The organism is Hallerella succinigenes (assembly GCF_002797675.1).
GTDB classification, from domain to species: Bacteria; Fibrobacterota; Fibrobacteria; order Fibrobacterales; family Fibrobacteraceae; genus Hallerella; species Hallerella succinigenes.
Map to the genome: position 1 here is coordinate 871,534 of NZ_PGEX01000001.1, position 12,919 is coordinate 884,452.

Consider the following 12,919-nt stretch of genomic DNA (forward strand, 5'->3'; position numbering starts at 1 on the left):
GGACTGCTAGTCTTTTGTTTTTTACAATTATCGAATGAAATTCGTATAAATCTTGGCTTCTGCGGTAGGCTGTGGGACACCCGCTTGCTTACCCGCTTCAATACTTTTGAGCATCCAGGCCATATTACGGCCAAGCATCTTCATAATCTGCAAGCCTTCTTCATCCTGCATCACGTCTTCCGGTTTAGAACCGTGAACCATGTTCCAGTAACGCGAAGTCACTATCGGCTGCTGAGCAAACGCCGGATACTTATTCAAAGCGTCGAGGCAAGCCGTAGTTCCTGCACGGCGTGCAGAGGCAATCGTCGCGGCAGGCTTAAACTGCAATTCCGCAGCACCCTGACCGTAAAGACGATCGAGGAACATCAACATTTCACCGCTCGGCGAAGCGTAATAGACCGGAGAACCGTAGACCACGCCATCAGCGGTTTTCAAAAGTTCCACGGATTCTTTTACAACTTTTTCAACTTCTCCCTTCATCACGCGGCCACCCACAAAGACGATTTCAGAATCAATTCCCGCCGTTTTTAATTCTTCGACAATCACATTCAAAGCGGTATAGGTACAGCCCTTTTCGCGACGGCTACCGTTAAACAAAACCACCTTCATAAGGTCTCCTTTTTTTAGAAAATTATAAAATTTTCCGACGCTAGAAAATGTCGCCCAACAGGCGGTCAAAACGAAACGCCTGTACCCCTGCTATTTATTATATTGAACGATATGAAATTTTTCCTGAATTTGTTCGCAACCTTCTTCGCACTTACTCTTGCCGCATGTTCTACTTCTACCGTTTCGAGCGACAATGAGAATTTTCAATCCAGCAGTTCTGCGAAATTCTCGTCCAGCGCTGAACCACAAAGCATTTATGAAGCAATCGAAGAATCCGGAAAGTACACAACCCGCGATTCCGTGGCGGCATACCTCTGCAAATTCGACAAGTTGCCGTCTAACTATGTGAGCAAAAGCGAAGGCAAAGCTCTATACGAATCTAAAACAGGCAACACCTTTTCCAAATGGAATTTCAATCCGTGGACAACGATTGGCGTGATGATTGGAGGCGACGTCTTTGATAATCGCGAAGGTTTATTGCCGAGCGGAAGTTACCATGAAGCGGACGTGGATTACTTCGACGCAAACCGCGGAACAAAGCGGCTTGTCTATCAGTCGGACTGTGTCATCTACTATACCGCAGACCATTACGAAACGTTCACGCGATTAGAAAGACAATAGCAACAAAAAAACGGTGTCGCGTTCGCGACACCGTTTTGATTTGGATTCCTGAAACTTACTCGGCAAAGAGGGCCGTAGACAGATAACGGTCGCCGGTATCCGGAAGAAGGGCCACAATGGTCTTTCCCTTGTTCTCGGGGCGCTTGGCCAGTTGCTCGGCAGCCCAGAGGGCCGCCCCAGAAGAAATTCCCACCAGCACCCCTTCTTTGCGGCCGATTTCACGACCCGCCTCGAAGGCAGCCTCGTTCTCAACGGTAATGATTTCGTCGTAGACATTGGTGTTCAGAATATCGGGCACAAAACCCGCACCGATTCCCTGGATCTTGTGGACGCCCGCCACCCCCTTCGAAAGCACCGGGGAAGAGGCTGGTTCCACTGCCACGATTTTCACAGCCGGGTTCCTAGACTTAAGATACTCGCCTACACCGGTAACGGTTCCGCCCGTGCCTACACCAGCAATAAAGATGTCCACCTTACCGTCGGTATCTTCCCTGATTTCGGGGCCGGTGGTGCTGCGGTGAGCTGCCGGGTTGGCGGGGTTCACAAACTGTCCCGGGATAAAGCTATCGGGAATTTCCCGAGCCAGTTCCTCGGCCTTCGCGATAGCCCCCTTCATGCCCTTCGCCCCTTCGGTAAGCACCAGTTCTGCACCGTAGGCCTTTACCAGCTGACGGCGTTCTACGCTCATGGTCTCGGGCATTACGATGATAATGCGGTATCCACGGGCAGCCGCCACAGCAGCAAGGCCGATACCGGTATTGCCGGAAGTAGGTTCGATAATCACAGAACCCTTCTTGAGCTTGCCCGAAGATTCGGCGTCGTCAATCAAGGCCTTGGCCACGCGGTCCTTCACGGATCCTGCCGGGTTGAAGTATTCGAGCTTCGCCAAAATCTTTGCCTGCAACTGATGAGCAGACTCGATTCGAGTGAGTTCGAGAAGTGGAGTGCGACCAACCAGTTGGTCAATCGAAGTATAAACTTTTGGCATGAGTATTCTCCTTTCGTTAGTTACAATGCAAGCTTTAGAATGTCCTTGATAGCGGTTGCATCCAGTGGTACATAGTGTCCGACGTTTCCATTTTTTACAGCCCGTGCGGCCATCACTTCAAAATCCTTGTTGTCAAGTTTCAAATCCGAAAGGGTGGTCGCTAGTTTCAATTTTTTGAAAAAGGCTGCCAATTTTTCCGACAGGGCATACGCCCTTTCCTTTTCGCTATAATTGTACGGGTCGATTCCAAACAAGCGGCTCGCCAAAAGCGCCAGACGCCAAGGCTTCTTTTGAGCCATATACTTTGTCCAAGCAACGGTGACGACAGCCATCCCTTCGCCATGGGTAATGTTGTACTGCGCCGAAAGTTCATGCTCAATGCGGTGAGATCCCCAGTCGGCACGACGCCCTACATCCAGAAAACCTCCATGGGCAACGCTTGCAAGCCACTGAATTTCGCCACGGGCGTTAATGTCCCTAGGATTCTCGATCAGCTTATCGGCATTCACAAGCAAAGCCCGAATGGCACCTTCAATCAGGTAGTCCGTGGTGTCGGAATATTTCTCGTCGGAGAAATACCTTTCCAGAAGGTGGGAGAGCACATCTGCAACACCTACAAAAGTTTGGTATTCCGGAAGGTTTACGGTGTACTTCGGGTTCATGATGGCAAACTTCGGAATGATGCGGTCATCTTCAAAACCCAGCTTCCATTCACCATTCGAAAGGATTGCCGCATTGGAAGTTTCGGAGCCGCTGGATGCCGTCGTCGTAATCACGCCGATAGGCAACACGCGTTCCGCCGAAACGCCCTTGCTAAAAAAGTCCCAAACATCGCCTTCGTACGGAATGCCAAGAGCCACCGCCTTGGCAGTATCAATTGAGCTTCCGCCTCCAACCGCCAAGACAAAATCCACGCCACTGGTCTTGCCCTGCCAAACCAGTTCACGGACTAGATCGATAGACGGGTTCGGCACCACGTTGCCGTTTTCCGAAAAACGGATGCCCAGTTCCGACACGGCTTCCTGAACAGCCGAATAGATTCCAAGGGTCTTGATAAAATCGCCACTGTAAACGAGCAGCAGGGACTTGACCTTATAATCCGCCAAAAGCGACTTTAGTCTTTTCTCGCTGTCTTCGCCAAAGACAATTCTTGCGGGATTGTGATATTCAAAACCTATCATCGTACCCTTCTGCGAAAGAGTTCTTTATCGCGATAATCTCTACTCTCGTTTCCTACTATTTTTATAGGAATTAATATAAAAAAAAGCCATTCACGCGTCAATATTTTTCCTTATTCTCAGCTATACTTTTTTCCTATTTGGATATAGTTACAGGCTATAACAGATCTTATAATCCACCTTCAAATTCCGCAAGGAACTTGCGTCCCTGTTCCCATTCACCGAGGTTAGATTCCGAATTGATATGGCCCAGAGCACCCGCGTTGAATAGTCTCGTTCCCCAAACTTTAGCAAAAAATTCAACGCGTTCCAAAGTCATATACGGATCGTTTTCACTGCCTACGACACATGCAGGCACCGGTAATTTTTCGGAAGGAATCGGCGCAAAATTTTGGATATGGGCGACCCTCTCCACATCGGCGGGCGTTACCAGGAACGCTCCTTTAATATTTGAAGGAATGCTCCCCTGCCGTCCGGCCCTCAAGAGCCAAAGGACAGTCGTTACAACGCCCAAGCTATGCGCTACTAGAATCGTATCGTCTTTTTGCTGGCGAATGAATTTGTCAAGGGTTTCCACCCATTCTTCTTTTTGCGGCTTATCCCAGCAACGCTGATAAACACGACTCGCACTTGGCAAACTCTTTGTCCAAAAAGTTTGCCAATGACTGGGGCCCGAATTATTCAAACCAGGAATTATCAAATAGTGCATTCGTGAAAACCTCCATTCTCAAATACCGTCGCTTCTAGAATCCGTAATTCAAAGAAAGCTGCCTGAGAAAGAAGCAAGAAGGTCAAAAGATATTGAGTTGTATTTTTTTCATTGACAAACTCCTTTTGAATAACGGAATTAAGTTTGGTCAAAAATTAGATCTACCCCAAGCATCAGTCCAATACATTCTTTTAATGCCTAGTTATAGGCGTTCAACCAAAACAAACCCATTTATGTTTTCTGCTCAACGGGAGAAAGGTCCGAACTGGTCGCAGAAATACTCGTCGTCCAGAATGATGATGTTTATAATCTCGAAGGCGGTTTTGACTCAATTCCCAAATGCTCTCGGCCAATCGCGCAAGCAGTCGAATCTATACGAAAAGCCATGATCGGTAATGACGCTCATCATGGCCAACGACGCCGCGGGGTTCCAAAAAACTTGGGCTTTCTCGTATGAACTTCGGCGGCATGGGTGCCAAGGTGGAGTCGCGACTATGCACGGTTCTGCAGAATGCAGAGATCTGACCTATTTTATTTAAAAGTTTTGGTCAAAGATTATGGATCTGCACTTTCTACAAACCAAGTGAAACCTGCATTTTCAATCGTCTTAAAAGTTTCGGATAAGGATTGACCGCCCTCGGTCAGATAACCCGACGCAAAAACGGAATCGACCACTTTGAAAAGTTCCTTTTCGTGCCCCTTAAAATAGACTTCACGACCGGCAGCACAACGAATATCCGATTTCGGGAGCAATAAGCGTGCAAGGCAAAGAATCTTCATGCAATATTCGAATGTAAGATTCGAAACATCACGTTCGGCAAGACGAGTTCCCTTGACTGGCAACAAAAAGTTTATCGGCACCGATTCAGGATTGATAGCCACCAAATCCAAAAGCATATCAACAACGTCTTCTTTGGATTCACCCATTCCGATAATTCCGCCACAACAAATTTCAAAGCCGACACGTTGCAGCATTTGAATGTTTTGAATGCGACGCTCGTATGTGTGCGTACTGCAAATTTCAGGATAAAAACGGCGGCTCGTATTCAAATTATGATTGATACGGTCAAGGCCTGCAGCCTTTAAAACGCGCGCCTGGTGTTCTGTCAAAAATCCGATAGAACAGCAAATATGTGTCCCCGACTTTTTCATGCGGGCAATGCGTTCCGCCAGATTCTCAATTTCCTTATCGGTAAATCCCATGCCCGAAAGCCCAATGCAGTGTCTGGACAAATGGAATTCATTTACAAGATTGTTATTGCTATCCAGTTTTTCATCGGAGACGCTTCTGTATTTTTCAATCGGTGCTTTTGAATCACGCGACTGAGCACAATAGGCACAATTCTGTGTGCAATTTCCACTTCGCACGTTCGTCAAAATCTGAATACTGACGCGGTTGCCCTTGTATTTGGTACGAAGCGAATAAGCTGTTTCCATTAAATTTTCAAGTGCGTCGTCCGGTAAATTCAAAATTTGCAGACATTCCGCTCTGGAAAATTTCTTTTCGTCACCAGCCTTCATTATTCACCTCTCTTTCGTCAAGGCTAAATATTTTGACAAAGTATGTCATTAATTACCCTTGAAATTCAATAATTCCCGTATGCGAAAACGGCTTCTTTGCCATCGCGCAAACGTCATTGGTCAAGATGTTTTTACTCTTGACATCCGTATTCATCGTTTCGCATTCTATCACACATATTTCGAAAGCGTCACCACATCTTCGCCGCTCCATGTGTAAAGAGCCAGCAGAGGTTCTTCAGTTGTCCGCATAGAATGAATACGATTCGACGGGTGCAGAACAAATTCACCCGGATGGCGAACCGTTGTCACACCGTCCAAAGTCCACTCAGCATGTCCCGAAAGCACGATATAAAGTTCCGTTGCAGGATGATAATGAGCCGGATAAAACGTATTCTTTCCCAAGAGCGTAAATCCATAGCAAAAATGCTCATCGCGAAAAGGCGCTTCGGGACCAAGAATTTCGCCCCAGCCCATTCGACTGCCCAAATCAGGCATGTCGGGACGCGGCTTGTAATTATACTTCCATGGTAAAAAAGGAAGTACCGGTTTTAAAGCCTTTAACAAGCCCTCTGTTTCGGAACTTCCAAATTGAATCGCTTCCTCAAGCCAACGAATCAACGGCGAATTACTTTTTTCGAAAGTCCCTATCGAGGGTGGAATTTCTCGCATCACGAATTTAGCTGCTTCTTGACCGATGTCGTCGTTTATTTGCGCACGTCCATTCAGAAAACGCTTGGATTCTTCGATTAGGTGGTCTATGAAATTTGGCATCCAACTCCTCGCATTTTTACTTCTTGCTCGACTTTAACACAGCCACCGTATGGCCAATGACTTCACCCTGCAAAAACGCTTTATAAGCTTCTGCAGCCGTGAGTTTTAAGGATTCCAGCGATTTTTCGATTTCGAAGGCGTTCTTCCCAGATTCCTTTACCGAAATGCTAGCGAATGCTTTCTGCAGATCGCTGGCTCGGTAGAAGCGGAACGGGCCAAGTCCAGCCTTTTCTTGCGCGGCATAGCCCGAAATCACATCTTCAGGTTCCGCCTGAACTTTCCAGGAATAGGTGAAAATTTCAGACGAAAACTCAGCCAATTCACCGAGTCGAATCAACGCACTAAGCGGTACGCGACCACCGAGAGTTGAATAAACGGCTCCCTTTTCCGACAGGTAATCACGAGCCTGCCTAAGCGCCAGGTAATGCAAATCCAGCATCTGCTCATGCACAAATTCCGGTATCACTTCCTCACGTTTTTCCAAATAATGTCCACTATTACGTTCGTCTTCGATCTTGATATTATCGGTCAACGGGACATTAGGCAAATTTTCGTAAATCACGTCATAACGGCGGTCACTGTTTTCAAGAGGACGCAAAAGATCCCCCGCTCCAAATTCCAATTTTACCGAATCTGCATTTTTCAAATTCTTTTGAGGCATCATCAATATGTGTGGTAGCATTTAGGCAGCCTTGCTAGATGATTCTCTCGATTCCGATTCCCATTCGTAGGCTATCTTTACATCGACATAGGAACAGCTCAACATTATCAGCGACAGCATGTTGTTCATGTTCCTGAAGCCATAGGCAGTCCGTATCAGTAGCTTTATCTTGTTGTTCGTCGCCTCGATCCTTGCGTTTGACACGCCCAGCCTGATTGTGTTGAGGATTCCGTCGTAGTTACGCTTGATCTTTGCGTACAGATCCTTGACTGAGCCGATGCGTGAGTGGCTTGCACGCCACAGCCACCTGTCCAGATTTTCCCTGGCATCGTCATAGCCCATCTTCAGGATGATGCGCAGTTCCTCCTTGAGCTGGTATGCCCTGTAGAGACGCGGATAGCGGCTTGCTATGAGTTCTATTTTTCTCTGCTGGCTTTCGTTAAGGTTCTCTGGAGCCTTGCCCAGAGCGTACCTGGAGTTCTTTATCCCCTCCGCGGTGCGGTCCTTCGGGACGCTATCCTTCGTGGGCCTGCCTCGGCCCCGTTTCTGATTGCGGTTTTCCTTGCGGGCCTCCTTCCAGGTTTCCACACGGACCTTGTCCAGGGCTTCTGTCGCCCACTGTACGACATGGAAGCTGTCCACGCACCGTTCGGCATTGGGCAGGAACTCCTCGATGCTTGACCTTATCCACTTGGCTCCGTCACAAGTCACAAGCTCCACGCCCTTGCGCTGCTCTTCGCTGAGTTCCCTCATGAAGAGGTCCAGCACCTCCTTCCCGTAGCCCTCGTGGACCCAGATCACGCAGCGCCTGTCGTGATCCACTACCACCGTTATGTACTTGTGCCCTTTCTTGTAGCTGGTCTCGTCGATGCCTATGCGCCTGAAGATGCAGCCTGCCTTGATCGGCCTTGTGTCCAGGCAATCCCATACGCGGTCGGCAATTTCCCCCACGGTATTCCAGGCGATGCGTAGCTGCTTTGCGACAGCCTTTTTCGACATGCTGCATACGGCCCATGCGACCTGCTGCTCGAAGGCGTCGGTGAAGCCTGACCTGTGGCTTGCCCACGGCACCTTCACCGTTTTTACGCCGCATTTCTTGCACTTCACCCTGTAGGTGTCCATCCTGATGAAGCCCATCTTCGTGCCGAGATCGAGCGTCCGCCATACCCTCTGTTCCCGGCCGTTGTCGTAGAGCTTCCCTTTTCGCCCACAACAGCCGCACCTGCTGGCGTTGCCCTTGGTGAGTCTTACCGTGATGGTGACCGTGGTGTCGGTTTGCTCCTGCTTGACGACTGAACAGCCGTTGACATTGAAGATGGATTTGTATAATTTTGACATGGGCTTTTTCTTCTGTTTTTTTTGGCGATTAAATTTTAGAAAATAGCCCATTTTTTTGTTTGATTTAGGCGAAAGTCAACAAAAAAAGGGTGGCGAAGCCACCCACACATGTTGATGAAGAGCCATTCTTTTTAATGTTTTCGGCAGCGGTATCCACCACACTCTTCAGCAAATCCGTAAAGCCTACGCGTTTTACGCCCAGAAGTTCAACGCCTGTCAAGACATCTATTCCGGAACCTGTGCCAATCGATGCAAACGCGTCCAAATCATGCCCCGCTTTTTCGCGAATCAGCTTGAACGCAGGAGCCGCAATATACGCCACCCAATCACTCGTAATATCTTCGGTCTTAGGCAAATAGGCATGATCCGTGATTGTCACGGAAAGATAATCTTGAATGTTTTTGGGAAACTCTTCCAAAGACAGATATTTTTTTACATCCACTAAAATGCCCATTTATATGTAACCTCACTTTTTTTACAAAGTATAGATGCCACATATTGTTGCGTCCAATACAAATTTCCTAACACTTGCTATCAATTTTTTGTATAAGTGAAACGTCATTTTTCGGTTGACAATATTTATGCATCTATGTAGATTTAAGCATAGTTGTTTCGATCGTGTATTTTTCAGCACTTGGGAATGATCAAAAACGCGACGTTCTTTTCGGTGCTGTTAGCAAAAGGAGCCGAACACAATGGCACATTATCTCTTCACTTCCGAATCCGTGTCCAAGGGACACCCAGACAAAGTTTGCGACCAAATTTCTGACGCAATTCTCGACGCCTGCCTTGCGCAGGATCCGGACAGTCGCGTCGCTTGCGAAACTCTAGCTAACACCGGTCTCGTCGTGATTTCCGGTGAAATTTCTACAAAAGCAGTTATCGATTGCCAGCAAATCGCACGCAAGACAATCAAGAGCATTGGCTATGTGAATCCGGAACTCGCTTTTGATTACAAAGGTTGCTCCGTCCTCGTAGCAGTAGACAAGCAGTCCCCAGACATTGCCCAGGGCGTAGATGCTAAAGCCGCCGAAGGCAAGGAAGACGATAAGCAGGGCGCAGGAGATCAAGGCATGATGTTCGGTTTCGCAGTCAACGAAACCAAGGAACTGATGCCGCTTCCGATTAGCCTTGCGCACAAACTCGTGGAAGAAATTCAGAACCTCCGCGAAAATGGAAAAATCAAATGGCTCCGTCCTGATGCAAAATCTCAGGTGACTGTCGAGTATGACGAAAACGACAAGCCGGTGCGCGTCGATACCGTGGTGCTCAGCACCCAACATGATGAATTCGTGAACGGCAAGGAACTCAAGCATTCCACTATTGAGAAGGAAATCATCAAAAAGCTCATCAAGAAGGTGATTCCCTCAAAACTTTTGGATAAGAATACTCGTTTTCTCATCAATCCGACCGGAAAGTTTGTCATTGGCGGTCCGCATGGTGACTGCGGTCTCACAGGCCGTAAGATCATTGTGGACACCTACGGTGGCATGGGCCGTCACGGCGGTGGCGCCTTCAGTGGCAAGGATCCGTCCAAGGTTGACCGAAGCGGAGCCTACGCGGCACGCTACGTTGCAAAGAACATCGTTGCCGCAGGCCTTGCAGACCGTTGCGAGGTGCAAATCGCTTATGCAATCGGATATTCCAAGCCGGTTTCCGTTCTCGTGAACACCTTCAAAACAGGCAAGATTGACGACCGCAAAATCGAAGAAATCGTCAAGAAAACCTTTGACCTTTCTCCGGCCGGCATCGTGAAAATGCTTGACTTGAAGAAGCCCGGTTACCTGGCAACCGCTGCACTCGGCCACTTCGGTCGCACAGGCACGCGCTTCACCTGGGAAAAAACAGACAAGGCTGCCATATTGAAGAAACTTGCGAAAGTGTAAATCGGCAAAATCGAATAATTATGATGAAAGGCTCGTCAAGTGACGAGCCTTTTTGATTATAACCAGCGAATGATTACTTATTCCAATCCACTTCACGGTAGATTTTTTCGGTGAATTCATCGGCATTCAGCTGCAGGTATCCGACTTTATGCAGCAGATCCGCAAAATAATGCAAATCGGCTTTCAAGTTTCGACCACTCTTGATTTTCTGTTCGGGAGACTGGTATTCGTACGACTTGATGAGTGCTGTCGCAAATTCTTTGTCTTCGATAGCGGAATGCTTACCGGCCTGCATGAGTTCCACGGTTTCTTCCGGATGTTCACTGATCCAAGCATGGGCCTGTTCAAGAGCGCGGAGAAGAGCCTTGATTTTTCCCGGTTCTTTTTCCAGAAGGATACCCGAAACATAATAGAAGCAGCAATAACGACCTGCGAAAACAGGATCGGTTGCCACATCCATAATGACGTCTGCCTTGCCCGATTTTTCGTAAGCAGAAGCGAGGGGATCCCAAATAGCCGCCGCATCAATCTGCCCCTGTTCTAAAGCCGCAAGTGCCAAGTTGCCATCGGCATACGGCAAGAAATGCACCTGATTGTCTTCAGGCTTTGTCGAAACGCCTCCTAAAGACAGCCAAAGACTAGCCGCCTGATGCGGAGTACCGCCAATTTCATCGACAGCAATCTTTTTTCCCCTCAGGTCAGAAGCTTTCTTGTAAGGCGACCCCTTTTTCACCAGAACCTTGATACATCCGATGTGAATACCGTCAACAATCTTGATATCTACACCGTTTTCAATCGCCTGGAAAAACTGAAAGTCCGAATTCGTAAGCGCATAGGTCCCCTTGCTAAGCCCCAGCTTACGCGTTTCACTGTCAGCCGCAATCAGTTTCGCGTCAATTCCTTCTTCGGCAAAGAATCCTTTTTCTTTCGCCACATAAAAAGGAGCTGCGCATTCTTTTCGACCTGGTTATCCCCGTTACAAGCTTCGATCAGCAAAGCAAATCCCAAGGCGAGCAGAGCGATCAAGTAAATTTTATAGTTATTCTTCATCGCAAATTATTCCTTAAAAAATTCCCGAAAAACAAGTTTTCAGTTTTCCGGGAACGTTGTCTTGTATCATTAACTCAAGTCTACTTGATGTTTTCGCGCCATGTAGCAGGCTTGAATTCATCTACGATGGGCAACAGACGCTGATCCACATCGATTTTCAGAACCGAGTTGAAGTTGTTCGTCGCGATCATCTGAGCAGCAAATCCTACGACCGTCACCAATTCGCTATCGCTAAAGAACTTCTTCAAGCTAGCGATCAGCTCGTCGGAAACCTTAGTCGGATCCTTCACGATCTGGTGAGCAAGTTCAATCAACAACCCTTCCTTTTCGTCGAACTCAAAATCCTTCGGATCGATTCCCAGAGCCTTCAAGTCGCTAATAAAGAACAGCGAGCAGAGCTGGCAACTGTTGGTGGTAGAAATCGCATGTGCATAAATGGTCGAAGCTCGGAGTCCCACCACTTCTACAAGGCGGTTCCAGCTCGTGTACCAACCCATAAAGGCATCATAGGTAGCGTAATCCTGGAGCAGCGCCCGCTTCATGTTGGTAATCTTGCCTGCAGCAACCAACTTTTCATAGGCTTCCTTGGCCTTGCCCTGGGCTTCTTCGGCAGATTCGATAAATTTTACTCTTGCCATTTTTTCTCTCCTTGTTTTAAGGCCTAGACATACAGGCCCTTGCTAAAGTAACGATCTCCGCGGTCGGGTGCCACAAAGACAATGTTTCCCCGGGCGCCCGCTGCAATCAACTTCTTTGCAGCAGCAAAGGCCGCACCGGAAGAAGAACCGGCGATAATCCCTTCTTTCTGGGCAAGTTCACGGGCCCCGCCAAAGGCATCCTCGTCATTAATTTTGATAACCCGGTCCACCAGCGAAATATCCATGGTATCGGCTATGAAATCGTTTCCGATTCCTTCGATATTGTAATCGCCATGTTCGCCGCCACCTATGGTAGAGCCCACGGGATCGGCAAGCACACCCTGGATTTTCGGATTCTTTTCCTTGAGGTAGTGGAGGATTCCAGAATAAGTTCCGCCGCTCCCTGCACCCGCCACCACATAGTTGACATGGCCATCCAAATCCTTATAGATTTCAGGTCCCGTGGTTTCGTAATGGGCGCGGGGATTCGCCGGATTGCGGAACTGGCGCAGCGAAACCGCACCGGGAATCGTCTTCAAAAGCTCTTCCGCTTTCTTTTCAGCTCCCAGCATGCCCTCTTCACGAGGTGTGTTGATGAGTTCTGCACCCAGAGCCCGCAAAAGAATCTGCTTTTCCTGGGAGAACTTATTCGGTACCACGAAAATCACCCGCAGGCCACGATTCAGGGCGGCAAAGGCAATTCCAAGTCCCGTATTTCCCGCCGTCGCTTCGATAATGGTTCCGCCCGGTTTCAGCGATCCCTCTTCCAAGGCAGCATTGACCATGTAAAGGCCCGTGCGATCCTTGACGCTTCCCGACGGATTCCACAGTTCCAGTTTCGCGAAAAGTTTTACACCTTCAGGGACACCGACATGAGAAAGCCTTACCAGCGGAGTATGGCCAATCAAGGCCTGCATGGATTCATAGTAGTGCATATCCAAATACCCTC

15 protein-coding genes and 1 pseudogene are annotated in these 12,919 nt (G+C 48.3%); 3 read left to right on the plus strand and 13 right to left on the minus strand.

The annotated features are described in order from the left end of the window. Positions 1–27: 27 nt before the first annotated feature. Positions 28–609: a flavodoxin family protein gene (locus BGX16_RS03850; protein ID WP_100424868.1), complete on the minus strand. Its 582-nt coding sequence runs from the start codon at positions 607–609 to the stop codon at positions 28–30. Positions 610–720: 111 nt separating this feature from the next. On the opposite strand from BGX16_RS03850, the gene BGX16_RS03855 reads away from it, so the two are divergent. Beyond that, on the plus strand, positions 721–1,230 hold the full coding sequence (locus tag BGX16_RS03855) for a ribonuclease domain-containing protein (RefSeq protein WP_157797853.1): 510 nt from the start codon (positions 721–723) through the stop codon (positions 1,228–1,230). Positions 1,231–1,285: 55 nt separating this feature from the next. Here the strand turns inward: BGX16_RS03855 and cysK are convergent, their stop codons facing one another. From cysK to BGX16_RS03870, 3 genes are all read right to left on the minus strand, one after another. Next, complete coding sequence (cysK, locus tag BGX16_RS03860) at positions 1,286–2,218, minus strand: cysteine synthase A (protein WP_100424870.1); 933 nt, start codon at positions 2,216–2,218, stop codon at positions 1,286–1,288. A gap of 20 nt (positions 2,219–2,238) precedes the next feature. Further along, the gene (locus BGX16_RS03865; RefSeq protein WP_100424871.1) at positions 2,239–3,399 is read right to left on the minus strand and encodes an iron-containing alcohol dehydrogenase; all 1,161 of its coding nucleotides are present in this window, start codon (positions 3,397–3,399) and stop codon (positions 2,239–2,241) included. A 166-nt stretch (positions 3,400–3,565) separates the two neighbouring features. Continuing rightward, positions 3,566–4,105 (minus strand): RBBP9/YdeN family alpha/beta hydrolase, encoded by a 540-nt coding sequence (locus BGX16_RS03870; protein ID WP_100424872.1) that lies wholly within the window; start codon positions 4,103–4,105, stop codon positions 3,566–3,568. 226 nt (positions 4,106–4,331) lie between these two features. On the opposite strand from BGX16_RS03870, the pseudogene BGX16_RS15220 reads away from it, so the two are divergent. Beyond that, positions 4,332–4,562: pseudogene (locus BGX16_RS15220) on the plus strand (rhodanese-like domain-containing protein); the annotation flags it as partial. 98 nt (positions 4,563–4,660) lie between these two features. Here the strand turns inward: BGX16_RS15220 and bioB are convergent. The 5 genes from bioB to BGX16_RS03900 form a co-directional block, all read right to left on the minus strand. After that, on the minus strand, positions 4,661–5,626 hold the full coding sequence (gene bioB / locus BGX16_RS03880; protein ID WP_100424874.1) for a biotin synthase BioB: 966 nt from the start codon (positions 5,624–5,626) through the stop codon (positions 4,661–4,663). 168 nt (positions 5,627–5,794) lie between these two features. After that, on the minus strand, positions 5,795–6,397 hold the full coding sequence (locus BGX16_RS03885; RefSeq protein WP_100424875.1) for a dimethylsulfonioproprionate lyase family protein: 603 nt from the start codon (positions 6,395–6,397) through the stop codon (positions 5,795–5,797). 16 nt (positions 6,398–6,413) lie between these two features. Further along, on the minus strand, positions 6,414–7,043 hold the full coding sequence (locus tag BGX16_RS03890) for a hypothetical protein (protein ID WP_241899437.1): 630 nt from the start codon (positions 7,041–7,043) through the stop codon (positions 6,414–6,416). 36 nt (positions 7,044–7,079) lie between these two features. Beyond that, the gene (locus tag BGX16_RS03895; protein ID WP_157797854.1) at positions 7,080–8,396 is read right to left on the minus strand and encodes an ISL3 family transposase; all 1,317 of its coding nucleotides are present in this window, start codon (positions 8,394–8,396) and stop codon (positions 7,080–7,082) included. A 64-nt stretch (positions 8,397–8,460) separates the two neighbouring features. After that, positions 8,461–8,850 (minus strand): hypothetical protein, encoded by a 390-nt coding sequence (locus BGX16_RS03900; RefSeq protein WP_241899438.1) that lies wholly within the window; start codon positions 8,848–8,850, stop codon positions 8,461–8,463. Positions 8,851–9,091: 241 nt separating this feature from the next. Between BGX16_RS03900 and metK the strand changes: the two genes are divergently transcribed. Continuing rightward, positions 9,092–10,282, plus strand: a complete 1,191-nt coding sequence (gene metK / locus BGX16_RS03905; RefSeq protein WP_100424877.1) for a methionine adenosyltransferase — start codon at positions 9,092–9,094, stop codon at positions 10,280–10,282. Positions 10,283–10,355: 73 nt separating this feature from the next. Here metK and BGX16_RS03910 read toward each other — a convergent pair whose 3' ends face one another. From BGX16_RS03910 to BGX16_RS03920, 4 genes are all read right to left on the minus strand, one after another. Continuing rightward, on the minus strand, positions 10,356–11,216 hold the full coding sequence (locus BGX16_RS03910; protein WP_198514853.1) for an ABC transporter substrate-binding protein: 861 nt from the start codon (positions 11,214–11,216) through the stop codon (positions 10,356–10,358). After that, positions 11,165–11,332, minus strand: coding sequence for a hypothetical protein (locus BGX16_RS14795; RefSeq protein ID WP_198514854.1), 168 nt, complete (start codon positions 11,330–11,332; stop codon positions 11,165–11,167). The genes BGX16_RS03910 and BGX16_RS14795 overlap by 52 nt, the downstream gene beginning before the upstream one ends. Positions 11,333–11,412: 80 nt before the next feature. Continuing rightward, positions 11,413–11,970 carry a carboxymuconolactone decarboxylase family protein gene (locus tag BGX16_RS03915; RefSeq protein ID WP_100424878.1) on the minus strand — a complete coding sequence of 186 codons (558 nt, stop codon included), beginning with the start codon at positions 11,968–11,970 and terminating at the stop codon, positions 11,413–11,415. Between the two features lie 23 nt (positions 11,971–11,993). After that, on the minus strand, positions 11,994–12,905 hold the full coding sequence (locus tag BGX16_RS03920; RefSeq protein WP_100424879.1) for a PLP-dependent cysteine synthase family protein: 912 nt from the start codon (positions 12,903–12,905) through the stop codon (positions 11,994–11,996). Between the last annotated feature and the right edge of the window lie 14 nt (positions 12,906–12,919).

Coding starts and splice junctions, on each gene's coding strand:
- BGX16_RS03850 (WP_100424868.1), bottom strand. CDS start 609: ATGAAGGTGGTTTTGTTTAACGGTAGCCGTCGCGAAAAGGGCTGTACC.
- BGX16_RS03855 (WP_157797853.1), top strand. CDS start 721: ATGAAATTTTTCCTGAATTTGTTCGCAACCTTCTTCGCACTTACTCTT.
- cysK (WP_100424870.1), bottom strand. CDS start 2,218: ATGCCAAAAGTTTATACTTCGATTGACCAACTGGTTGGTCGCACTCCA.
- BGX16_RS03865 (WP_100424871.1), bottom strand. CDS start 3,399: ATGATAGGTTTTGAATATCACAATCCCGCAAGAATTGTCTTTGGCGAA.
- BGX16_RS03870 (WP_100424872.1), bottom strand. CDS start 4,105: ATGCACTATTTGATAATTCCTGGTTTGAATAATTCGGGCCCCAGTCAT.
- bioB (WP_100424874.1), bottom strand. CDS start 5,626: ATGAAGGCTGGTGACGAAAAGAAATTTTCCAGAGCGGAATGTCTGCAA.
- BGX16_RS03885 (WP_100424875.1), bottom strand. CDS start 6,397: ATGCCAAATTTCATAGACCACCTAATCGAAGAATCCAAGCGTTTTCTG.
- BGX16_RS03895 (WP_157797854.1), bottom strand. CDS start 8,396: ATGTCAAAATTATACAAATCCATCTTCAATGTCAACGGCTGTTCAGTC.
- BGX16_RS03900 (WP_241899438.1), bottom strand. CDS start 8,850: ATGGGCATTTTAGTGGATGTAAAAAAATATCTGTCTTTGGAAGAGTTT.
- metK (WP_100424877.1), top strand. CDS start 9,092: ATGGCACATTATCTCTTCACTTCCGAATCCGTGTCCAAGGGACACCCA.
- BGX16_RS14795 (WP_198514854.1), bottom strand. CDS start 11,332: ATGAAGAATAACTATAAAATTTACTTGATCGCTCTGCTCGCCTTGGGA.
- BGX16_RS03915 (WP_100424878.1), bottom strand. CDS start 11,970: ATGGCAAGAGTAAAATTTATCGAATCTGCCGAAGAAGCCCAGGGCAAG.
- BGX16_RS03920 (WP_100424879.1), bottom strand. CDS start 12,905: ATGCACTACTATGAATCCATGCAGGCCTTGATTGGCCATACTCCGCTG.